Source organism: Paenibacillus chartarius, from assembly GCF_042432825.1.
Taxonomy (GTDB): Bacteria; Bacillota; Bacilli; order Paenibacillales; family NBRC-103111; genus Gordoniibacillus; species Gordoniibacillus chartarius.
This window is the reverse complement of sequence record NZ_JBHLWN010000049.1, coordinates 19,074-42,325: the sequence shown is the minus strand read 5'-3', so window position 1 is coordinate 42,325 and position 23,252 is coordinate 19,074. Positions and strand designations below refer to the sequence as shown.

16 protein-coding genes are annotated in these 23,252 nt (G+C 53.1%); all 16 read left to right on the top strand.

Annotated features, from left to right (window positions below):
• Window positions 1–43: 43 nt before the first annotated feature.
• Complete coding sequence (locus ACFFK0_RS12895) at window positions 44–253, top strand: hypothetical protein (protein ID WP_377470631.1); 210 nt, start codon at window positions 44–46, stop codon at window positions 251–253.
• A complete protein-coding gene (locus ACFFK0_RS12890) occupies window positions 241–849 on the top strand; it encodes a hypothetical protein (RefSeq protein ID WP_377470630.1) in 609 nt (202 codons plus the stop codon). The genes ACFFK0_RS12895 and ACFFK0_RS12890 overlap by 13 nt, the downstream gene beginning before the upstream one ends.
• A gap of 45 nt (window positions 850–894) precedes the next feature.
• On the top strand, window positions 895–2,001 hold the full coding sequence (locus ACFFK0_RS12885) for an SAF domain-containing protein (RefSeq protein WP_080835164.1): 1,107 nt from the start codon (window positions 895–897) through the stop codon (window positions 1,999–2,001).
• A gap of 11 nt (window positions 2,002–2,012) precedes the next feature.
• The gene (locus ACFFK0_RS12880) at window positions 2,013–2,720 is read left to right on the top strand and encodes a hypothetical protein (RefSeq protein ID WP_377470629.1); all 708 of its coding nucleotides are present in this window, start codon (window positions 2,013–2,015) and stop codon (window positions 2,718–2,720) included.
• A gap of 33 nt (window positions 2,721–2,753) precedes the next feature.
• On the top strand, window positions 2,754–3,599 hold the full coding sequence (locus ACFFK0_RS12875) for a CpaE/TadZ family protein (protein WP_080835158.1): 846 nt from the start codon (window positions 2,754–2,756) through the stop codon (window positions 3,597–3,599).
• Window positions 3,596–5,467: an ATPase, T2SS/T4P/T4SS family gene (locus tag ACFFK0_RS12870; protein WP_377470628.1), complete on the top strand. Its 1,872-nt coding sequence runs from the start codon at window positions 3,596–3,598 to the stop codon at window positions 5,465–5,467. The genes ACFFK0_RS12875 and ACFFK0_RS12870 overlap by 4 nt, the downstream gene beginning before the upstream one ends.
• Window positions 5,457–7,526: a hypothetical protein gene (locus ACFFK0_RS12865; protein WP_377470627.1), complete on the top strand. Its 2,070-nt coding sequence runs from the start codon at window positions 5,457–5,459 to the stop codon at window positions 7,524–7,526. Before ACFFK0_RS12870 ends, ACFFK0_RS12865 begins: the two co-directional genes overlap by 11 nt.
• Before the next feature lie 77 nt (window positions 7,527–7,603).
• Window positions 7,604–8,083, top strand: a complete 480-nt coding sequence (locus ACFFK0_RS12860; RefSeq protein ID WP_377470625.1) for an ABC transporter permease — start codon at window positions 7,604–7,606, stop codon at window positions 8,081–8,083.
• A 79-nt stretch (window positions 8,084–8,162) separates the two neighbouring features.
• Window positions 8,163–8,552: a hypothetical protein gene (locus ACFFK0_RS12855; protein ID WP_377470624.1), complete on the top strand. Its 390-nt coding sequence runs from the start codon at window positions 8,163–8,165 to the stop codon at window positions 8,550–8,552.
• A gap of 10 nt (window positions 8,553–8,562) precedes the next feature.
• On the top strand, window positions 8,563–9,111 hold the full coding sequence (locus tag ACFFK0_RS12850; RefSeq protein WP_377470622.1) for a hypothetical protein: 549 nt from the start codon (window positions 8,563–8,565) through the stop codon (window positions 9,109–9,111).
• Window positions 9,098–10,075 carry a hypothetical protein gene (locus ACFFK0_RS12845; RefSeq protein WP_110843990.1) on the top strand — a complete coding sequence of 326 codons (978 nt, stop codon included), beginning with the start codon at window positions 9,098–9,100 and terminating at the stop codon, window positions 10,073–10,075. Before ACFFK0_RS12850 ends, ACFFK0_RS12845 begins: the two co-directional genes overlap by 14 nt.
• 115 nt (window positions 10,076–10,190) lie before the next feature.
• A complete protein-coding gene (locus ACFFK0_RS12840) occupies window positions 10,191–11,297 on the top strand; it encodes a copper amine oxidase N-terminal domain-containing protein (RefSeq protein WP_245955047.1) in 1,107 nt (368 codons plus the stop codon).
• 4 nt (window positions 11,298–11,301) lie between these two features.
• The gene (locus ACFFK0_RS12835) at window positions 11,302–15,120 is read left to right on the top strand and encodes a DUF5704 domain-containing protein (protein WP_377470621.1); all 3,819 of its coding nucleotides are present in this window, start codon (window positions 11,302–11,304) and stop codon (window positions 15,118–15,120) included.
• Between the two features lie 30 nt (window positions 15,121–15,150).
• Entirely contained in the window at window positions 15,151–15,627 is a 477-nt protein-coding gene (locus ACFFK0_RS12830; RefSeq protein WP_205430201.1) for a hypothetical protein, read from the top strand.
• A 21-nt stretch (window positions 15,628–15,648) separates the two neighbouring features.
• Entirely contained in the window at window positions 15,649–15,915 is a 267-nt protein-coding gene (locus ACFFK0_RS12825; protein ID WP_205430202.1) for a helix-turn-helix domain-containing protein, read from the top strand.
• A gap of 13 nt (window positions 15,916–15,928) precedes the next feature.
• Window positions 15,929–23,206: a helicase-like domain-containing protein gene (locus tag ACFFK0_RS12810; RefSeq protein WP_446686278.1), complete on the top strand. Its 7,278-nt coding sequence runs from the start codon at window positions 15,929–15,931 to the stop codon at window positions 23,204–23,206.
• Window positions 23,207–23,252: the final 46 nt, after the last annotated feature.

Below are 23,252 nucleotides of genomic sequence, written 5' to 3'. Positions count from 1 at the left end.
TCGGAGAGCTTTTTTTATGCCCATTTTTGGGGAGGCGATATACATGTATTTTACGAAAGGGAGGCGTCGTCAGTATGAACGCCTGATGCAAGAAAAGCCGGGTTTCAACCGCATTGAAGTTTCGGAGGATGAAACCGAGGAGCCGCAAACGCGAAACAAGAAGCCTCGCGAAGCCGGTCAATCCAATCGGAGTAGGAGAACAAAGGAAGATCGCAACTATCCAGGAAAAGAGGATGGACGATGGAAGAAATGAAACGAATGGTGGACAACTATGAAGTTTATCAGGCCATCTCCATTGGGAAGGTGGAAGTATTGCTTGGCATTGACGAATCCAATGCCGAACGTCCGTATATGGTTTGTTACTGCACCCGAAACAATTCTTTGGGTGTCGAGCAATTTTACGCGATTGCGGCCAGCGCAGATTATCTTGAGACCATGAATGACTTCATTTCCCGTGTGCAATGGGAACTGGAGGATCTCAAAGAAGAACGGGCAAGCGTCATGGTGCCCCTAACCACCCTTACTCAGGCAGAATGTCAGCCGATTCGCGAAGACATGCGCATAGACAACCAGGTTGTTGTCATCCGGCCGGAACGGCTGCGTCCCGAATATCGCACCGCAGTCAATCAGCTTGTGCTGGCGTTAAGCGGTTTTGGCACCTCTGCCTATTCCCGAGGTCGGGCCGTCTATGTGTTAAATCTGTATACCGGAGAAGAGTCTCGCTGGAATCGGGAAGATTTTATCGGCTTAATAAAACCGGAGCATATGCCCGCATGGGCGCAAGAAAAGCTGGAGCAGCATCAGGCTGCGACCCAGCAAAAGCAGAAGCTCCGTGACGATGCCCGGTAAAAATTTCGATAGCAGTTTAAGATTGATTGAGAGGAGACGTGAGCGATGTCGTGGACGTATCGGCACCGCAAGGCACTCATTATCACCGCGATCGCCATAAGCGTTTGTTTACTTGTGGCTGCGGTCATTTATTCTCTGAAAAAGCAATCGGAGCAAGAGCAGAATCAGCAGCAAATGAAGGAGCACTATGAAAGGCAGATCAAGGAACTGAAAACGATAGAGGAACAATCGCGCAGAAACGTCTGGACCGTGTCGCGAACCATTCCGGCCGGTGGTACCGTCACGGCAGAGGATCTCCTGTCCGTCCCGATGCCCGCGAGTCTGGTGCCATCCGGGATGATTACTGAACGGGAAGCGGCCATCGGCAAAAGCGCCAAAATCGAATTGCAGCCCGGAACACCGCTGATGCCATCTATGCTGTACGAGAGCACGCCGATCCCGAAGGATTTGCGGGTGCAAGAATTTCATGTCATTCAACTTCCCTCCAACCTTCAAAAAGGACAGTACATCGACGTGCGAATCAACTTTCCGACAGGAGAAGATTATGTCCTGTTAGCTAAAAAGAAAGCACGGGAGTTGTCGGGAACGGTCATCTGGCTCGAAATGAACGAGAAGGATATTTTGCAAACGTCAAGCGCGATTATCGATGCCTATTTGCAAGGCGCACGGCTGTATGCCTTGCCCTATATCGAACCGGGATTGCAGGAAGCAGCTGTGGTCAATTATCCCGCAAATCCGAAAGTGCTTGATTTGATGGAACATGATCCGAACCTGCTCGAAAAAGCGACAACCGAGCTTGCCCGCAAACTTCGCAAGACACTTGACGACAATCTGAAAGCCATGAGCGAGTCGGACAAACTGCGCGTGACAAGCGGCAGCGTGACGGTTCAGCAGCAACTGCAAAACGAAAGGATCGTCTCGCAGCAAGGCAATGCCACGCAATCTAAGACACCCACGCCGCAACCGTCGGGCACAACGGCTACGAATGATCGCGAGCCGCCGGCCGCGCAGCCGCTACCCTCCCCTTCCGGTTCGTCAACGACGAATGGGAATCGGCCGGAAGCACCCGCGGAGCCAACGCCATCAGCGCCAGCTTCACCCTCGGGGGAGTCGCCCGGCATAGATAAACTGGAGAACATTTTTAACCAGTAAAGGAGGCCGTCATGAAAAAAGTCGTGTTTTTCGGCGCGCCGGATAAGAGTCATTTGCTTCTTGTGTTAGGCAAGCTGCTCACGGTGTTGGATCAAAAGGTGCTGATCGTGGATTCCACGCTCGCTCAATCCATGCAAGGCTATTTGCCGCAAGTGGAATTCTCAAATTCGCTGCGGGAGTTTGAAGGATTCGACGTGGCGACCGGGCTGATCACGTCAGCTCAACTTGAGCGGTCCATCCGTCAAACCGTAGACGAAGCGGCATACGATATTATGCTGCTTGACACCGATCACACGGAATTTGTGAAAGGACAAGAGTTGCCGGGCTATGACAAGCGGGTTTGGTGCAGCAATTATAGTCGGCTCGGCATGCAAATCAACGCAAATCTGATGCAGCGGCTGTGCCTTCACGAAGCGGAGGGTCAGCCGCTCTCGTTTTACAAACTGATCACCCCTACCTTGCCGATCACCATACCTGAGTCGTATATCGATTCGCTGTTGCCGCAGCAGGCTGTACGCTGGGAGGATGCCGTGTTCCGTTTTCCGCTGGACGAACGGGACATGTCCGTAGAGCTCGACAACCAGCATCATGGCCGCATCAACATCAAGCGGCTGACTGGAACGTATCGCCGGACCGTGCTCGACATGCTGCAACAGTTGTTTGATTGCGATGCCAAAACGGCCCGGCGGGCATGGGCGCGTGCGCGAAAGCGTGCGTGAAGCCGGTAAAGTCGCACGAAAGGAGATGAAGCAATGGGTTTTACCGTGGTGTTTTGGAGTCCGATTTCGGGACAAGCCGGGACGACAAGCAACCTGATCGCCTCCGCCGCGCTGCTCGGACTTGAATATTCTTCGCGTCTTTTGCTGCATGGGCATTTGCAAAGCGAATATGCAGCCATTGAACGCGGCTTTTATCCAAGGCGGACCTGGATGAGCAAAGTGGATGTCCCATCCGATGTCGGAATCGACGCGCTGCTCAGGCTATTGCAAAACCGCAAGCTCGAACCAAAATTGCTGCGGGATTACACGCTGCCGCTGCTCGCCGAACGCCTCGACATCCTGCCGGGATCGAACAAGCCGGATGTATCGTTTGTTTCGTCGGCGCAGGACTGGCTCGGGCCGCTCTTAGAACTGACAAAACGCGCTTACGATCTGGTGTTGCTGGATGGCGGAAGCGGCAATGAGACGGAATGGACACGGGCGCTTTTGCATCAAGCAGATTTGCTGGTCGTTTGCCTGCCGCAAAACTTGCTCAAACTGGAGCAAGTTTTTTCATTAGCGGAGGTGCAACTTCTGGCGAGCCGCCAGGTTTTGCTCGTATTCGGGCAATATGACCCTCGCTCGGCGTTTACCGTCAAAAACATCATGCGTCAGTTCCACCGGCGGGAGCCTGCGTACCCGATTATTCATAATACAGGATGGCACGATGCCCTCCAGCAAGGAGACGCTATCCATTTTTTATTTCGCAACCGGCAAGTGCCGCGCGATCACGAAAACAATCTTTTTGTGCATCACGTACGGGCATTGGCACAGACGATCGTCCGGTACGCCGGATTAGATAAGCCTCTTTTCGGCGGGAGGGAGGACGATCGAGGATGATGTTCATGCTGAACGCTTTGCTTATCGTGGGCATCCTCATCGCGGTCGGCGTTCTGCTTTATTTGCGCATGAGCCGCCGTTTACCGGACCAGCCGGACGAACAGCCGGTATACACGCTGGATTCGATGACCGCGTTCGTGAAAGAGGCGCTGCATGAGATGACCAGCAGCAACTTGATTGACTATGGCTTGTCGGAAGAAGAATACCGTCGCCGCAAAAACAAACGTGCGGAACTGAAAAAAGCGCTGCGGGGCTGCACGTCTGGCGATTTGCGGGATAAGGCCTATGTGAAGCAAGTGATCGCCGATTTGCTCGAACAGCGCTACTGCTTGGACGACAATAACCTGAACCGTCTTCTTCCGTTTGACGATCCGAAAAAATTATCGCCGCAAGATCAGTTCGACATTTTGCTCCATCTGTTTAAGAAACAGCATCGATTGAGAGCGCTGGACGAACTGATTCAAAAATACGAATTGGATCGCCCCAAACGAAGTATGGAAGACGAAGAAACCGAGTCCTATCGGATTACCGCCGACGAAATCCGCGACATTTACAAGCAGGAAGTACACAAGCTGCCCGCCGAGGACAAAATGCAGATCGTTGTACAGCGGATCTATCAGCAATACAAAGGATTCAGCGTCATCGACGAAATCCGCGACATGAAAATCGACGGCGTATCGGGCGGTGTATCCGGCATTCCACCCGTGATGTGGGAAGGCGAGTGGAGTTTGGAGGAAGAAGCGCAGCTTCGTGAGGTGCCAAGGTCGCATGACAGCGTATGGATATTTTATAAAGGAAAGTCCATCCATTTGAGCTTTCTGTCCTTCGGCTCGGAACAAGAGCTAAGGCGCGTGTGCCAGAACGTGTACAAACATAATTTTCCCGGCCAGCTGTCCGAAGCGAACGGTTTTAAGGTAAACGAAATGGCGGATGGCTCCCGCGTTGTTGTGTTGCGCCCCCGGTTCAGCGAATCGTGGGCTTTTTTTGTGCGCAAATTCGACGTGCAAAACGCCGCGCTCGAACAACTGATTCAGGACGACAACGCCGAACTGCCTATCGGGCTGATCCGCTATCTCGTTATGGGGGAACGCATCACGGCCATCACCGGCGCACAAGGCAGCGGCAAGACGACGCTCTTGATGGCCATGGTGCGCTACATTCCGGCGATCTTGCCGATTCGGGTGCAGGAAATGAGTTTTGAACTTCAGCTTCGGAAAATATATCGGGATCGCAACATTTTAAGCCTGCGGGAAACCGAAACGATCTCCGGACAAGACGGGCTGGACATTCAGAAGAAAACGGACGGATCGGTCAATATTTTGGGAGAAGTGGCGACCGACCCGGTTGCCGCCTGGATGGTGCAGATGGCGCAGGTCGCTTCGCTGTTCACTTTGTTTACGCATCACGCCAAAACATTCCGCGATCTTGTTTACTCGCTGCGCAATTCGTTGCTGAAAACCAGAGTGTTTACAAACGAAAAAGTGGCCGAGCAGCAGGTCGTCAGCGTCATCAACTTCGATATTCACCTGAGACGGGACGCGGACGGACATCGTTACATTGAACGAATAACCGAGTGCGTCCCGGTGGAGCAAGAGACGGCATACCCGGATTCGTTCCGCCATAAACCTACGACCGAAGAGAAAATGGCGGCGTTTATGGAGACGATGCTCGAATACTTCCGCCGCACGACGGATCGCCCCCTATACGACGCACGAAACGTCGTCGAATACCGGGACGGGCAGTATGTCGCCGTTCATCCGCTGTCCGAGCGAAGCCGAAACGAAATCGCCGCTTGCCTCACAGGCCCGGATCAGGCGGCGTTCGAGGCGTTTCTGGCGGTTCATTGGGGGGATGGCGATGAAACTTGAATGGCTATCCCTTGTGCTCGGCGCGGCGACGGTGCTGTTCCTCGCGATGGCGGCCGCATTTCAATGGGTATCCCGCCACGGTTCAGATGTGGAGGCCATTCGGCGGTATGAAGCGCTGCGCAAACCGGGCAAAGCCCGTAAGAAGCAAGCGCTGTATAGCGTCATGCAGCAGTTGTACCGTCTATGTGAGCGCGTGCCGATTCTGAGCGCTTATTTGATTCATATTCGCAAACGAATGACCATCCTCCAGCTTGGCGACGAATGGAAGCTGCGGTTGGAGACGATGAAGACGGCTCTAATTATTTGGGGCATGCTGATTGCAGCGGCTGTTCCGCTGGCGCTGGGCGTGCGCGACCTGGCCACGCTTGGCATGATCGCCATCGGTTTCTGGGTTGGCCATGGCATTCTGTCGGACAATCTGGTGCATCGGCTGGAGACGCGCCTGCTTCGCCAACTCCGTCTATTCTTCTCGGACGTACGTCATCACTATCATCGCCATGGCATGGTGGAAGAAGCCATTTATGAAGCGGCAGACGGTGCGCCGTATGAGATGGCGCTGCACGGACACGAAATATACGAAGTGCTGACGGCAAGCGATGCCGAACAGCGGCTGGCGCAGTACATCGAGAGTGCGCCGAATCGGTATTTGCAGGGCTTGGCCGGGTTGTCGCATCTAGTGAAAGAATACGGCGACAAACGCACCGCAACCGGCTCCGTGTACTTGAAGGCGCTCGGGAAACTCGCGACCGAACTGAATTTGGAACTGTTGCGCCGCGAGCGTCTTAGTTTCCTGTTACAAGGGCTGACCGCCATCGCGCTGTTGCCGCTGCTGTTTACCCGGCCGATTGAAGCTTGGGCCAGTCACTATTTTCCGGCCATGGATGCGTTTTATGCGAGCACAACCGGATGGATCGCGAAAATCGTTCTGATGGGGGTCGTATGGCTATCCTACGTCCTGTTGCGCAACATTCAGGAATTGGACGCAAGTCCAAAATCGACCGGCCGAAAAAGATGGGAGAAGCGAGTGTACGAATGGCCGTGGATGCGTTGGCTTGTGCATCGCTTAGGCCCCGCCCCCGGTTCCCGAGAAGCCGATCGTATGGTTAAGCTGCTCAAAGATACCGCGTCGCCGTTTCGGCTGGAATGGCTCTATGTGCAGCGCATCTTGGCTGGATGCATGGCATTTCTGGCTGTGCTCGGCATGTTTGTTGCGTTCCATGCCGCGAGCCGGCATCAAATCCTGTATGCGCCGGTAAAGCCGGACATCCTGTTCGGCCAACTTTCGCCTGAGGAAGAAGCCAAGGCGCGCGAGGCAGCGGCGCTTGACCGCCGCATCATCAATCGCGTAAAGGAGGTGAAGTCCCGCACCGAAGAAACGGTTATGTCCTTGCTCCGCAGCGAATCGCCAGCAGCGAACAAAGACGATCAGCTTCGTGCCACTGCCCGGCGCATCCTCGGCAAACTTGCGAAGCTGGACAATCAGTATGTGAAATGGTGGGAAGCACTCCTCGCCGTTCTGGCGGGATGGGGCGGCTACGCCATGCCGGTCGGCATCCGGTTGTTTCAACGGCGCTTGCGTCAAATGGAAATGAAGCATGAAGTGGATCAACTGCATGCCGTCATCGCCATGCTGGCGGATATGGACCGGATGTCGGTCGAACATCTGCTCCTTTGGATGGAGCAGTTTGCCCGCGTGTTCAAGGAACCGCTGCAAACCTGCTTGCTTCATTTTGAGCAGGGTGCGGAACAGGCGTTGGCGCAGCTCAAAGAGGATGCGCCGTTTTTGCCGTTCGTCCGCACGGTTGAAAAGCTGGAACTGGCGGTGCAAAGTTTGCCGATTCGGGAGGCGTTCGACGATCTGGATTCGGAACAGGCTTTCGCACAAGAGCAACACAAACAGGAATACGAGCAATTGATCGAACAAAAGGCAGGCTGGGGAAAATGGATCGGATTTGCGCCAATGATGGCTCTTATTTTCGGCTATCTGGTCATTCCGCTCGTTATCGTCAGCTTGAACCAAATGTCCGTTTACTACGAACAGCTTCAGCGTATCCAGTAAACGGGATAACTACGGCACTTTCCAAACAGGAAGTGCTTTTTTTTATTTTCTATTTTACTTGAAGGAGAGATTGGTTCATGTCCAACGCACAAAAAGCACTCGTGATGGCAGCTGGCATATTTCTTGCCATCGCGCTCATCACGCTCGCGGTCGTGTTGTTTATTTCCGCACAAGACTCCACCAAGGCCGCGCAAAGCAACTTCAGCAATATTCAGACGGAACTTTCGCAAACGGCGTTTACGGTGTACGACAACACGATGTTGTCAGGCAGTCAGGTCGTTAACGCGCTGCGCAAGTTCAGCGATCAGGATCAGTTCGGCATTCAGATCGTCACGGGGAAAAACCCTGCCGGCCAGTGGTACGGGAAAGTCATCAATACGGGCGTTCCGATGGACAGCGTGACTTACGGCTCGGTGATTGGCGCAGCGCCGGGACAACTGAGTCACGCGCTAGATGAATCGAATATCAACTACGTCAACCCGAGCGGCAAATTCCGGGCGCAACTGGTGCACGACAGCAGCAACGTCATCCGCGGCATCATATTCCGTCAGCAGTAAGTGATCGTCACCCTGACTCTCATTCCAACACCGTGGGCGTCCATGAAGCGGACGCCCCGGTTTTCAAGGAGGTAAGCGGATGGAACATGCCCCCAGAACGATGCTGGAGATGAGTGTTGCCTGCTTTCTGTTTCTGATGGCCGTCACGAACGGACTCATGCTCTTTCAAACCGGGGCCGCGCTGAACGATACCGCCTATTTATCGGGAAAATCGCTGGACAGCAACATGCAGATGACGCTTTCACCGATTTCCGGCGACGGCACCGTATCCGGTACAGAGGTGGTGCAGTCCGTTGCACGGCTGGAGACAGGAGATGCGGAAATCGTCGTGGACGGCGTTCGGTACGTGCCGCCGCTCGATCGGGACTTATTCGTCCCCGTCGGCATTCAACTGAATACCCGGTATACGGCGTTTGCCCAGCGGGATGCGTCCGGCCGGCTCCAGCGCCTTATTTTCGCCTCGCGTTAAGGAGAATGCTATGAACAGTTTTTTGAAGATTTTCGCGGTGCTCGTTGCTGTTCTTTTGCTCTACCTCTACCCCATTGCCGAAGCGTTCAACCAGCAGGACGATATTTCGGAAATGGTCGTACTGAAAGCGACAACGACGTTTGTGGATGCTGTTCGGGATAAAGGTTATGTGACACCGACGATGTATAACGACTTTATGAAGGTAATCGCGGCAACAGGCAACTCCTTCGATGTGCAGATGGAACACGGCAGCAAAAAGTACGTTCCGGTCTACGACGACCCGACAAGGCCGGAGACGTTTCGCGGCAGCTACGAAGTGCACTACGACATGTTTTACAACGCGCAAATTTTGCCTGTTCTGTTCCCGATCAGCGCGGCCGCCAAAGATGATCCGACGCGACGCTATAAGCTGCACGTTGGCGATACGTTTGCGGTTACGGTCAAAAATACGAACCGGACTCCCGGCACCATCCTATTCGATTTTCTAAACCAGGCCATCAGTTCGAACGAAATAATATTTATTCCTTACGGCGGGGTGGTGCGCAATGAAATGGATTGAATGGGCCATTGTCGGGGCGCTCATTTTCCTGCCGTTTGCGACGATCAACCGGATCGAGGTCGACATGCAGCGAAAGGCGATGCTTACCGAGCTGCGGTATAACACCTCGCTGGATGCCGCTGTAGATGATGCGGCGCGCATGTTGACCGTTAATGCCAATCAGCAACGGGAGACACAATATGAATCGGCCAAGCGGGTAGTGCTGAACAAAGATGAAGCGATTGCCGCTTTTTATCGGACGCTATATATCAACTTCGGCATTGTCGACGATCCCGTTGCACAAGGCGTATTACGCCGGTATATCCCGGCCGTTGTGGTCATCGGGTACGACGGTTTTTACGTCTATGCCGAGGAGGAATGGACAGGAGCCGACGGAAACACGGAACGGAAACCGGTTTGGGGAGCAAAAAAGCCGTATGCCTACGCCGATTCATCGGGAAACAGCCTTTCGTTTACGCTGGATGAATTCGTCCTCGCTTACGATGCGGGAAGTCGCAGCTGGTTCGAGGGTTTGCGGGGCGACGTTGGACAGCAGACAAACATCGCACTGTTAAAGGACGCTGAGCGGTTTGAAAAGGTGCGCCGAAGCACCATAGTCCATGCAATCGAGGACGAATTGGCCTACCGGATCAACAAACACAATGAATGGGTTTCCCGGTTTGGTCTCTCCTACACGTTCACGTTGCCAACGATTTCACAGGAGGAGTGGCACAATACCGTGGATGATGTCGGGGTGATTGCTTTCATCCAGGGGATTCCGATGGGAGGCAAATTTTATAACAATTACGCCCTCGGCGGTAGCCGCGTACTCAAGAAACCAGAGATTGTCGGCGCGAGAAAAGGAAATGTGAAGGTGTATTACCGCAGTACATGCGGCTTTTCCTATCCGGTGGAAGAAACGTTTTCCAGCGAAAAAGCGGCTGCGCAAAAAGGATATATGCCGCTGAGCTGTTCTTTTCCATGATCGTAATGAGAGGCTGTTTCGGAAGGTGGACACGCCGCAAAATCGGCTCTATGATAAAAATAATCGTTGAAACTTTCCAATTACATTGTGATCTTTTTCGAGAGGAGTGTAACGCGTGAGGAAATGGGTATTGTCAGGGCTAGTTGCAGCGATGATGTGTAGCTTGTTCGGGACGGCGGTAAGCGCGTCGAGCAACCTGCCGTCCTACGTCGACGTCGTCATGGACGGACAAAAAATCTGGTTTCCCGATGCGCAGGCGTTTGTCGATGAGAACAATCGGACACTCGTGCCGGTTCGATTCATCGCGGAAAAGATGGGCGCGAAAGTAGGCTGGGAACCTGAAACGATGACCGTACCGATCGAGCGAGACGACTTGCATATTGTGCTAACGATCGGTGAAAGCAAGGCGCTCGTTAACGGCCAGGAAATGGTTTTCGATACGAAGGCGATCACCAGCGGCGGACGAACGTTTGTCCCGCTGCGTTTTGTCAGCGAAGCGCTGGGTGCGGAAGTGAAATGGGATAACCCGACATCGACTGTTTTTATTTCCACAAAGGAAGACGCCAACACGAAGTACGATGAATGGGGCCGACTGATTCGCACAACCAATTTGCCGACGAACGCGAAAGACTATCCGTATATTCTGGCCGATGTGCCGAACGAGATGTATGAAATGGCCTATCCCCATTCTCACCCTACGAATAGTAAGGTTTCATCCGTTTTATACTCGACCATACCAGAATTCAACAAGAAAAATGTGGATATGTGGATGAAATGGTTAAAAACGTTCGGCGCGTTGTGGCTGAACGTGGATTACAAAACGATCGATGATACATGGGCGCAAGCGGTATTTGCCACGAAAGTGCAAAGCTCCAATGCGGAATTGAAATATATACGTCGTTATGTGGATTGGGTCAAAGAAAACAAGATTCAAATCGAGGGATACCTCGATCCCGAACCGTCCATGATTTATAAAGACGGATTTGGCGACAATTTCATTCGCTCCAAATTCAGGATTAAATTTGTTTCGTTTAAGGAAAGTAAAGATCTACTATACGATGAATGGTTCCCCAGCAAACAAATTTTTGAAAAAGGGATTTGGTATGAAGGCTTTACCGATATCCCCTTATCAACGAATGTTGGAGGCGATTGGGGTCCTACGCTGAAAGTAAGTCCGAGCGCCAGTTTGTTCTACAACCATACGATTAAAAGGATGGAGTAGAGAAATGAACAAATTGAATATTCGATTATTAAGCATGCTGCTGGCATGCTTATTTTTATTTCTTTCCATTCCAATCTCTGTTTTTGCGGGAGCCCCTGATGTCAAAATTGAAGATGGCACCATAAAGTTTAAGATCACCAGCACGGCCGCAACGTCGTCCATCAAATACAGAACCGTAGGCTGGACGATCCGTCGGGACCAATTATGCACGAATTCGACGCCCAAACAATGCGGCAATCCAAGAAGCGGCCAGCATGTTTCATTTTTGGACCAACAGGTGCGACAAGTCGATCAATACCCGAATCCGCCGGTTCCCGGCCAGCCCGTTACGACTTTTTACGAAGTCAGCGAGGCGCTAGTCACGGAAGGCATGTGGAAGGCGGGAATGGGCAACATCAAAGACAACGACGACCTCTATCTGTATGCCATTATGGTGTCCATCGACGGGAACGGCAACGTGCGCAAAGGGCCGTTCTATACGCTGGATGAGATCAAGCGAGCCGAACCTTGGGCGCACCCCGACGACTTGGACGATTATTTCGGCATACATGTACCCTACCGCAGCGCGGATTTTCCGGTCGATGTCATTGCGAAAACAGTAGGCGGCAAAATCATTCAAAAACCTGAAGTTACATTCTTCAAGGGCAAGTACAAAGTCGGGGAAACAATCGATCATGAATTTCCCGAAACCATTGAGGACAACGGGAAAAAATATACGATCGTTCGTTCCTATTTATCGCCTAAGCAGGACCCGGCGCAGAAAGACTGGTTGCAGGAAAATCCCGAAACGAATCCGAAAGTGCGAACGCGAAGCTTTACGGTGCATCTGGGCGGAACGGACGCGGTTGCCGAATATGCGGAGAACAATCCGGTGAAGGCCATCTATCAAAAAGAAGACGGGACCAAACTTAAAGAAGTGGACAAAGGAGTTTTCGCAACTGGCGAGGAAGCGAACCATACGTTTGAGGGTCAAATCACATCTGGTGGTCAGACTTATGAGATCATCCGCTCCTACATTACGAACAATAACAAGCCCGAAGAGAAGCTGTTTATTCAGGAAAAAGACGATCCTAAGCTCAAAGAGCGCTCCATTCTCGTTGGTTCGGGTGGTTCCAACTTTATCGGCATATACAAAATTCCCTCCTCGGTAACGGTCACATCCCGGATTGAAGCGCCGGAAACGGTAGACACAAACGTGACCGAAGTGGAAGGGAATTTTGTTTTTGAAGTCAAGTCATTAAAAAACTTGAAGTCATACGAAATCACGGATATTCAAAATGCCAGACTCGCCCTGACGGGCGATAAAACCGGAACGCTCTCCGGCACTTCAACGAGTAAAACGATTCCGATCAAAATCCCGTTTGCCTCCGGCGACAAAGTAAGCGTGCAAATCACAGTCGTCGTGAAGGATGTGGACGGCAATACAGGGGATTCGACATCCGACCATACGGTTCGTAGAGGTGATAGTGCCGGAGAACCGCAGCCCGGAGCTTCCCAGCAGGCCGAGGCAATGGAGCCGAGCGTTTCCGCCGTCATTCAGGCGGATGCGCGCGGCGCTGAAAAATTTGATGTATTGCAAGGCATTCCGACTTCGGAAAGTCTGTATGTGAACGCCTCGGCCAAATCGTACCTGTATCGCAACACGTTCACGGAAACGACCGGTACGAAGCAATACCCGATTTCCGTTAGCCGGACGTATACGTTGCGATGGACGGAATACGTACCCGGCCCGCCCGATGCGAACGGGAATTCGACGACCATTCCGGTCCCGCGTTCCGACACACAGACGGTCACCAAAAACTATTCCATTGAACGAAAGTACAGCTACTGGACGATTCAAAATCTCGAAGTGTACGGTATTCAGAAGGCGACGGTGTCCAATTATGCGCTTCCTTCGGGAACGGTCACGATTATGCCGAACGGCTACACAGCCCCAACCGTTTCCGCCGCGCATGATCCGTCACTAAGTGCACATATCACCGATCCGGTATATACGAATGTGACGCTTCCCGGTCAAGCCATTTCCGGCGGTTCCAGCCGCCCCTCCGTTCCGAACGAGGACTGGAAGAATGAGGCCGAAAAAGCGATTGGAAAGATCAAGGTGAGAAATGATTCGCTCGTTTTTAACGGAAAAACAATCATGGATAACCAAGTCGTTGAAGAAAAAGCGCCGACGCCCGGCGCGATTCCGGCACCGACGATGATCGGGCAAGATGTGTTGTATGGAAAGGGCTATCTCATCGACGCTTCCAAAATAAACAAAGCGAATCAGCCAAGTACTGGGAACATAACGTATTCCTTGATTAAAGGCATTGGCGGCGGCGAAAACAAAACCTATCCCATTAACGGTATCAACCCGGTGACCGTGCATACACCGGTGGTGAACTACGCTTCAGTATCGGACGATCAGGCGCACAATCAGAAGACGCAACCGACCTCCGGACGATCGGCGCTCATTTTAGACAGGCCCTTTACTGTGACGATTCCTACAAGCGGTCAACACAAGGATATCAAGGGCTACGGCAATCGGGATTATGCCAAGTACGTGAGAGACAAACAGGTTTGGTTTCCATTCGATGTGTATAAGGCGGATCGCACGACGTTCGTCCCGAAAGAAACGTGGGTGTCCATCCCGGTCGGACAAACACAGACGACCTTCTACTTGCCCGTTTGGGTGGACGAGGGCAATTACGACGTGTTATTCCGAACGTTTGCCGAGAATAGTCCGGCTTCCTTTACATCTCAAATGAATGCCAATCTGGACTTGACCAACCATGTAGCTACGCAGGTGGTTCCGGTGGAAGTCATTGGCCGTCTGTATGATTTTCGGATCACCGACATTGCCGACTTTGCCTGGGAAACGGTGTTCCGCACGCAGAAGGGCAGCGCAACGCCGACAGGAAACGCCTATTGGGCCGGCACGAAAGGCATTGACGGTGCGCCGCGCGGTAATACGCCTCCTTACGTGCTGCCGGTACGGCAAGGCAGTCACCCGGAGAGCGGCAAGAAAAACGTTGCGGTCAAAACGGGCTACCATTTCAAATTCGAAGTCATGACGAAAGGCAACATGTTCGGCGCGGGCGACGGCATCCGGATTACACCGACGTTTTATTTTGTGGACAGCAAAGGAAAGAACCGGCAGGATGTCGATCTATACTATCATTCAGGAAATAAGCGGTTTATTCGCATCGGCTCTAGCGACGATACGGAAAAGCGGTATGTGACGCTTGACGCCCGCTTGCGCAATGTGCCACGGCAGGAGCTCAACGACACCGCTGCCACTCTTTGGTCGTTAAACGGTTCTTCTGGAGCGAGACAGACGTTTATCGCTCAATATTTGAAAGATGCGCAGAAGCCGACGTATGTCGGCGGATACGATATCTTGCTGTTGCCGCCGCAGCTTCGAACGTATGTCGGCAGTATGAACGTGCCTTCCGGCGTCAATGCGGCCCGCGCCAACGCTTCGGTGCAAAAGTGGTTTGGCGATTACAGCGTGCCCGCCGCGCCGTATGTGGTGCCCAAAGGTTTCAATCTGGCGGAATACGGTCGCACGCACCGGCTGGATGACAATGCGCCTATCTTCCTGAAGGATGGGTATATCATCGTCAATTTTAATCTGGAAACGATCCGTAACAAGGACTTGAACCATCCTCATTTGCAGTATATATACGGGCCGCTGAACAACCAATGGCAGATGGAAGGATTTCAGCGCAGCTTCACCGATCCATATGGCGTGACATTTCAGTTAAAAGACGGCGACATTGTGTTTTACCATGCGAATTTATCCTCCTATGACGATTATGGTACAGGGGGAACCCATTAGTGTACTTCTACCAGCCGGGAGGAAGAGAACATGCTGGAAAGATTGCAAATGGCCGTGTCGGAGGATGCGGCCTATTTCTATTCCGCTTCAACGGACAAGGATACAGCACGTGGATGCATCGGTCATCTGCGCGGCTATTTCGGCAGCAGCGGCGAGACGTTCTGGTCAACCTGGTTCGAACACTCGCCTTCGCTAAAAACCCCTACATTCCGAGCGGAACTGGATGAGGTTGTGCAGACATTGACAGAGCAGGGACTGCTCCAAAGCCGCAACCAGATGCACCGTTTTTGCCTGTCGCATCCGGAGGCACGTTTATCGGGGGCTTGGCATTCCGGGGTATACGGTTTTTGTTTTCAAACAGAGCAACATCGGTACTACCTTCGTTGTTTCCCGCACGCTGGAGACTACAATTTCTATCTGTATTGCTACGTCCAGCCGGATCGTTTGACTGAACGGTTGTCGCGCACCCCCCTTTCGAAGGAAACACCGGAGAAGTCGGAACGTTAGCGTCTACTGAGGAGGGAGCCTATGAGTGATCTAATCCGTTATAAACTGCTGGCCAAAGCGAAAGTTTCTCCTGCCGCAAAGCTATTGTATAGCTATCTGATGGACTATGCAGGCGGACGGCAAGGTTCCGTCTTTTTGTCCAACAAGAAGCTGGCCTTGGAGGTGGGAGTTTCTCCATCCACAGTCCGCCGAAATCTGCATCTGTTGCAGCACATCGGATTCCTTCGGATTTCGGCCCGTTATTCCGAGGAAGGCATTCGCCTGACCAATCATATTACGCTTCTGTAAGGGAGGTGCTCTCATGACTGCCAAGTTGCAGCGCATCGTTGAGCTAGCTGCCAGCACGGCTCGCACGGTGACGAACCAGCCTGAGCGCTGGGCGGATTTTTTGCGGACGGCAGCCTGGAACTATAAATATCCGTTTCAGGATCAATTGTTGATCTACGCCCAACGTCCTGATGCGACGGCTTGTGCGCCGATTGAGGTATGGAACAAACGGCTGGATCGTTGGGTGAAACGCGGTGCCAAAGGGATCGCCCTGATCGAAGATCGAGGAAACCACTTGGGCCTGCGTCATGTGTTTGATGTATCGGATACCCGGAGCAGACGCCAACCAGAGTTATCGCTATGGCGCTTGCAGGATAGCGATACGGCTCATGTTATCGAAACGCTGGAAAATGCATTCGGCGCGTCGGATGAGACGGAATCGCATGCGGATCTGCCCGTTGTTCTCCTTGCCGCCGCGCGGAATGCGGTGGATGATAACAGCGCCGATTATATGGCCCAGTTGATCAAAGAGCGGGAGCACAGTTTGCTGGAGGACCTGGACATTTCGCATGTAGAGCTGTTGTTCAAGCAAGCTGCCGAAAAGGCCGTCGCTTACATGGCGATGACCCGTTGCGGACTCGATCCCGCACAATATGTCAGTATCGAGGATTTGTCCGGCATCGGATATTTCAACACGCTTCCTGCATTGTCCCATTTGGGCGCAGCAATCAGCGATGTGTCCGAGATGATGCTGCGGGAAGTGGAATCGACCGTCCGGGCGCTGCGCCGGGATGCACAGCGAATGAATGTAGAGCGTTCGTCTCGCACCCTTGCAAGACCCGATTCCTTGCCGCACAATGAAGCTACTCGACAAGAAAGGAAGGATGAACATGGAACTGACCTATACGCCGCAAGGGGATTATCTATTGCCCAATCTGACGCTGAGCGAAGCGGAGACGACGATCGGGAAGTACGGGATGATGCGCAAGACGTTTCTGAAAACCGAGCGGAAGGGCATGTACGCCCATCTGATGTTGTCGGAGCAGTTGAACCAGCATCTGGCGGACATCGATCGGACAGCGAGGGAACAGATCGAGAGGACGATACAGGAATTGCTCACGTCTCACCCGGCTCCGGACAAGTCGAGCGATCCGCTAGCTTGGACGGGACACATGAACAACCTGAAGCTGCAGGCGGAGGAACTGATTCTCACGGAACTGATTTATCATTAAAATGGTTTGATCGGGAAACGGAGGACCGCAGTCTTCCGTTTTTTCACGACAAAGCGATTATCAACGATATGCTCCGAGCCGCGCCGCTGCGGGAAAGCAAGACGGAAATTGCTGCGTTTTTCCATGCTCATGAAGACGAACGCGATCGCGTGTTGTACGTGCGCAGCTTGTTTCCGGCCGGCATCACCGAACTAACGCTTGATGGAGGCGTAAAAGCCGGGTTTGAACCGTATCGCAATGTTTTACATTTGTGGACAGGTGCGGCTGACGAACGAACGGCGCAAAGTTTCTACGATTGGGGTGTCATCTCCGGGCATATCAACAGCATGCTGCTGTTGAACGAATTTAACTTATCGCAAAGGGCAGAACCCTCCATCCAGCAACAGACGCTGTGGATGGAGCAAGCGGAGGACGAAAAAGCCTCCGCTTTTTTAATTCCGCAAGCGGTCATTGATGCCATTTTGCAAAACGGCAGCGGTTTTGAGAATGGCAAATATCGCATTGCGCTGCATTTCCAGCAGTCGCTGTCTGCGCAGGAGAACGCCGATTTCCTGAAACGGGAATACGGGACAGGTGGTCGTCTTCCCGCGCTGACTGGTACGGATATTCATATGAATTACGACAGCAAAGGCATTACGCTCACCCGCGGCTCCATCATGAACCCGGATACGCAGGTGGTGCTGCCATGGATGAAAGTACAAAAGCGTATCGGCGAACTGCTGGCAGCGGGGCGTTACTTGAATCAGCGGGAAGCCGAGCGGTTGCCCGCTTTTGCAGAGGAACAGGAGGAAAAGCGTAGACAGCAGGAATTGGCCAGGAACGATTTGCCTCAGCCGGGTACATCGTCGGGGCTTTCCGGGCCAGACGCACGAACGGAACCGGAACAAACGCCGGTGAATCGGGAACGGGCGCGCTACGGTTTTGACACTGGCAGTATGGTTTGGATTGGTGCGGACGAATATGAAATTGTGCAACTGGCGCAGCGAACGGTGGTGCTGCAGGACCGGCAGTTCCCGCTCTTCATCAAAGAGGTAAATCGCCGGGATTTTGAGCGAATGCTGCGCGAAAACCCGCTGAACGATCATCTGATTATCGGAGAGCAGGAGTCGGAATGGACTGACGAAACGGCATGGGAACTGACGGAAGATGCGGTTTTACCGGAAGAGCCGGTGACGGAGAGGCCAGAAACCGTATCGCAGCCCGACACTTTCCTTTCCCCTGATCCTGAGGCCGGCCGCACCGCGCCAACCCGTCCGTCTGTCCCGGCGGTCAACTACCGGATTACGGATGATGAACTGGGGCATGGCGGCGCAAAAACGAAGTTCAAATGGAACATGGAAGCGATTCGGCTGCTGAACAAGCTGGAGCAGGAGCAGCGGCAAGCGACAGCGGACGAGCAGGCGGTGCTCGCTCGCTATGTTGGATGGGGCGGTCTCCCGCAGGCATTTGACGAAGCGAACACGCAATGGGCAGCCGAATATGCGGAACTGAAAGATGTGCTGGAGCCGGATGAATATGCATCCGCTCGCGCGTCAACGCTGAATGCCCATTATACGTCAGTGACCGTCATCAAAGCGATGTACGAATGTCTGGAATCGATGGGGTTTCGCAGCGGCAATATTTTAGAGCCGTCCTGCGGCATCGGTAATTTCTTCGGTCTGGTGCCGGAGTCGTTCCAAGGCTCGCGGCTGTTTGGCGTGGAACTGGACAGCATTACCGGCCGCATCGCCAAGCAGCTATATCCGCAGGCATCGATTGCCGTCAGTGGCTATGAACAGACGAACTTGCCGGACAGCTTCTTTGATCTCGCCATAGGGAACGTGCCGTTCGGCGGCTATGGCGTGGCGGATAAGCGTTACGACAAGCATAAGTTTTTGATCCACGATTACTTTTTCGCCAAGACGCTGGATAAAGTGCGTCCGGGCGGCATTATCGCCTTTATTACGTCCAAAGGAACGATGGACAAACAAAACCCTGCGGTACGCAAATATATTGCGGAACGCGCCGCATTGCTCGGAGCGGTGCGCCTGCCGAGTAATGCGTTTCTGGCCAATGCCGGAACCGAAGTAACCGCTGACATTATCTTTTTACAGAAACGGGATCGCATGGTCGCCGTCAGCGAGCAAACCGAACCATGGCTATCTTTATCCGAAACGGCAGACGGTGTGCCGGTGAACAGCTATTTCGCCGCCCATCCCGATATGGTGTTGGGCACTATGGTTTTTGACGACCGAATGTACGGTAACCGTCAGGAAACGTCTTGCAAGCCATTTCCGGATGCCAACTTGGATGAACTGCTTCGCGAAGCGTTGTCCAATATTCATGCCGAATGGGTGGAACTGGAACGGGAAGACCAGCCGGAGGAGGAAGAGCCCTCCCTCCCTGCCGATCCGTCTGTCCGCAATTTCAGCTTTGCGCTGGTTGACGGGCATATCTACTATCGGGAGAACAGCCGGATGCGCCGCGTAGACACGTCGGCTACGGCAGCAGGTCGCATCAAGGGAATGATTCAGCTAAGGGACACCGTGCGCGAGTTGATCGAATACCAAACCGAAGACTACAGCGATGAGATGATTGGGCAGCAGCAGCGTAAGCTAAATGCGCAGTACGATCGGTTTACGGCACAATACGGCCTAATCAACAGCCGCGCCAACAATCTTGCTTTTTCGGATGACAGTTCTTACTTTCTTCTTTGCTCGCTTGAAATCATTGACGAGGAAGGACGGCTGGTACGCAAGGCGGATATGTTCACCAAACGCACCATCCGTCAGCGCATCCATGTAGAACAGGTGGATACCGCTTCGGAGGCGCTTGCGGTTTCCATCGGCGCAAAAGCTCGTGTCGATCTGCCTTATATGGCGGAGCTAACCGGCATGACGGAAGATCAGCTGATTAAGGAGCTGAGCGGCGTCATCTTTCCTAATCCTAAACACCTGAACGAGGAAGGAAAGCCGATCTATGAAACCGCGGATGCGTACCTGTCCGGCAATGTGCGTGAGAAGCTGCGCGTGGCCAGACAGTTTGCCGCATACGATGCCGAACGTTACGGCGAAAACGTCAAAGCGCTTGAAGCGGTACAGCCGAAAGACCTGGACGCTTCCGAAATCGACGTTCGCCTGGGCGCAACTTGGCTGCCGCCAGAGGACATTCGGCAATTTCTGTTTGAACTGGTGGACACGCCGCCGATGTACCAGACCTACATCAACGTCATGTATTCCGAATATACGGCGGCCTGGAACGTCAAAGGCAAAAGCGATGACCGCAGCAACAATATTAAGGCGAACGTCACGTACGGCACAAACCGCGTTAATGCGTACAAAATTTTGGAAGATACGCTTAATCTGCGGGACGTGCGTGTATTTGATACTGTGTATGAGGACGGCGTGGAAAAGCGTGTGCTGAACAAGCAGGAGACTGCCATCGCCCAGCAAAAGCAAGAGATGATAAAAGAAGCGTTTCGCGATTGGATATGGCGAGATCCGCAGCGGCGCGAACGGTTGACAAGGCTGTACAATGACCGGTTTAACGCCATCCGTCCCCGCGAATACGACGGCAGTCATATTCGATTCACCGGGATGAACCCGGAAATCCGGCTTCGCCGGCATCAAGTCAATGCGGTTGCCCGTGCATTGTACGGCGGCAACTCCCTCTTCGCCCACTGCGTCGGCGCGGGCAAAACATTCGCCATGACCGCCGCAGCGATGGAGAGCAAGCATCTAGGGTTGTGCAACAAAAGCATGCTGGTCGTTCCGAACCATCTGACTGAACAGTGGGCGGCGGAGTTTTTGCAGCTTTATCCGTCCGCGAATATTTTAGTGGCGACCAAAAAGGACTTTGAAACGAAAAACCGCAAAACGTTTTGCGCGCGGATCGCCACCGGTGATTATGACGCGATCATTATCGGCCATTCGCAGTTCGAAAAAATACCGATTTCTATGGAACGTCAGCGGCAGCAGCTGTATGAGCAGATTTCGGAAATTACAAACGGCATCCGGGAACTCAAGGAAGCCAGAGGCGAACGCTATGCGATCAAGCAGCTTGAAAAAACGAAAAAGACGCTTCAAACAAAACTGGAAAAGCTGAACGATACGAGCCGGAAGGATGATGTCGTCACCTTTGAGGAACTGGGCGTAGACCGCTTATTCGTGGACGAAGCCGACTCGTACAAAAACCTGTTTCTTTATACGAAAATGCGCAATGTGGCCGGGCTGTCGCAAACGGAAGCGCAAAAGTCGTCGGACATGTTTGCCAAATGCCGCTATTTGGTTGAACTGACTGGAGGCCGGGGCATCATCTTTGCGACAGGCACGCCGATCTCCAACTCCATCACCGAAATGTACACGATGCAGCGCTACTTGCAGTACGAGCGGCTCAAGCGGCAGGGCTTGCAACATTTTGACGCCTGGGCTTCGACATTTGGCGAAACGGTTACGGCGATAGAGCTTGCGCCGGAAGGGACGGGCTATCGGGCGAAAACCCGGTTTGCCCGTTTTTACAATTTGCCGGAACTGATGAATATGTTCAAGGAAGTGGCCGACATCCAGACGGCGGACATGCTCCAGCTTCCCGTGCCGAAAGCCCATTTCCACAATGTTGCTGTGCCACCAAGCGACTTTCAGCGCGATATGGTTGCGGATCTTGCCCGCCGCGCCGAACGGGTACGGGCGAAGGAAGTGGAGCCGTACGAAGACAATATGCTGACGATCACCAACGACGGACGCAAACTCGCGCTCGACCAGCGGCTGGCGAATCCGATGCTTCCCGACGACGAAGGCAGCAAAGTGAGTGCTTGTGCGGACAACGTTTACCGGTATTGGGCGGAACATCAGGAGCAGCGTTTGACCCAGTTGGTGTTCTGCGATCTATCCATCCCCAAACAGGATGGCTCCTTCAACGTCTACGACGAGCTGCGGCGCAAACTAATGGAAAAAGGTGTTCCTGCTGAGGAAATAGCCTACATTCACGACGCCAATACCGAAGTCAAGAAAAAGGAACTGTTCGCGAAAGTACGCAGCGGCCAAGTTCGGATATTGCTGGGATCGACGTTCAAGATGGGGGCGGGAACGAACGTGCAAACGAAGCTGATTGCCCTCCACGACCTTGATTGTCCGTGGCGTCCGCGCGATTTGGAGCAGCGCAGCGGGCGTATAATCCGGCAAGGCAACCAGAACAGCGAGGTGCATATTTTCCGCTATGTGACGGAGAACACGTTCGATGCGTATCTTTATCAGACGCTGGAGAACAAGCAACGCTTCATTTCACAGATCATGACCAGCAAGTCACCAGTTCGTTCGGCCGAAGATATTGACGAGACGGCACTCTCTTATGCGGAGGTTAAAGCGCTGGCGACCGGCAACCCGTACATTAAAGAAAAAATGGACTTGGATATCCAGGTTTCCAAACTGAAGTTGCTCAAAGCCAACCATCTAAGCCAGCGCTACGCGCTGGAGGATCGGCTACTCAAAATGTTGCCGCAGCAAATCAAGTCTACGGAGGAACGGATCGCCGGCTATGAGCAGGATGCAGCTTTGTTTTTACGTTCTAAAGCAACTGTGCAGGAGGAATCGGAGGAATCGAAGTTCCTCGGCATGGTCATCAAGGATTTTACCTATACGGAGCGAACGACAGCAGGCGCGGCTTTGCTAAATGCTTGCAAAGGAATGACATCGCCCGATCCGCAGGAAGTCGGCAGCTACCGGGGATTTTCCCTGTGGTTATCCTTTGATAGCTTCCATAAAGAGTACAAGGTCACGCTGCGTGGCGCACTAGGTCATACGGTGACGCTCGGAGCGGATGCCAGCGGCAACATTAGCCGCATGAACAATGCCCTATCCGACTTGCCTGCAAAGTTGGAGCATGCCCGAGAGCAGCTTGCCACCTTGCGTCAGCAAATGGAAACGGCGAAGGAACAAATCGCGGCCCCTTTCGAGAAGGAACAGGAGTTGCAAACGAAGGCAGCGCGGCTTGCTGAACTGAATGCCCTTCTGAACGTGGATAAACGGGAAAATGAGGCCGTGGACAGCGTTCCGGATGAAGAAGCGGAAGTTCCGGAGCGAAGGGCAGTGGGACGCGATCGATAACATGCTGGCACCGTCGTCCTCTTCCCTGCTTCTTGTTATTATGGAA

What these genes read in the sequence shown, in the direction of transcription:
- ACFFK0_RS12850 (WP_377470622.1), top strand. Translation starts at nt 8,563, where the DNA reads ATGAACAGTTTTTTGAAGATTTTCGCGGTGCTCGTTGCTGTTCTTTTG.
- ACFFK0_RS12865 (WP_377470627.1), top strand. Translation starts at nt 5,457, where the DNA reads ATGAAACTTGAATGGCTATCCCTTGTGCTCGGCGCGGCGACGGTGCTG.
- ACFFK0_RS12845 (WP_110843990.1), top strand. Translation starts at nt 9,098, where the DNA reads ATGAAATGGATTGAATGGGCCATTGTCGGGGCGCTCATTTTCCTGCCG.
- ACFFK0_RS12860 (WP_377470625.1), top strand. Translation starts at nt 7,604, where the DNA reads ATGTCCAACGCACAAAAAGCACTCGTGATGGCAGCTGGCATATTTCTT.
- ACFFK0_RS12885 (WP_080835164.1), top strand. Translation starts at nt 895, where the DNA reads ATGTCGTGGACGTATCGGCACCGCAAGGCACTCATTATCACCGCGATC.
- ACFFK0_RS12870 (WP_377470628.1), top strand. Translation starts at nt 3,596, where the DNA reads ATGATGTTCATGCTGAACGCTTTGCTTATCGTGGGCATCCTCATCGCG.
- ACFFK0_RS12880 (WP_377470629.1), top strand. Translation starts at nt 2,013, where the DNA reads ATGAAAAAAGTCGTGTTTTTCGGCGCGCCGGATAAGAGTCATTTGCTT.
- ACFFK0_RS12855 (WP_377470624.1), top strand. Translation starts at nt 8,163, where the DNA reads ATGGAACATGCCCCCAGAACGATGCTGGAGATGAGTGTTGCCTGCTTT.
- ACFFK0_RS12830 (WP_205430201.1), top strand. Translation starts at nt 15,151, where the DNA reads ATGCTGGAAAGATTGCAAATGGCCGTGTCGGAGGATGCGGCCTATTTC.
- ACFFK0_RS12895 (WP_377470631.1), top strand. Translation starts at nt 44, where the DNA reads ATGTATTTTACGAAAGGGAGGCGTCGTCAGTATGAACGCCTGATGCAA.
- ACFFK0_RS12890 (WP_377470630.1), top strand. Translation starts at nt 241, where the DNA reads ATGGAAGAAATGAAACGAATGGTGGACAACTATGAAGTTTATCAGGCC.
- ACFFK0_RS12825 (WP_205430202.1), top strand. Translation starts at nt 15,649, where the DNA reads ATGAGTGATCTAATCCGTTATAAACTGCTGGCCAAAGCGAAAGTTTCT.
- ACFFK0_RS12875 (WP_080835158.1), top strand. Translation starts at nt 2,754, where the DNA reads ATGGGTTTTACCGTGGTGTTTTGGAGTCCGATTTCGGGACAAGCCGGG.
- ACFFK0_RS12835 (WP_377470621.1), top strand. Translation starts at nt 11,302, where the DNA reads ATGAACAAATTGAATATTCGATTATTAAGCATGCTGCTGGCATGCTTA.
- ACFFK0_RS12810 (WP_446686278.1), top strand. Translation starts at nt 15,929, where the DNA reads ATGACTGCCAAGTTGCAGCGCATCGTTGAGCTAGCTGCCAGCACGGCT.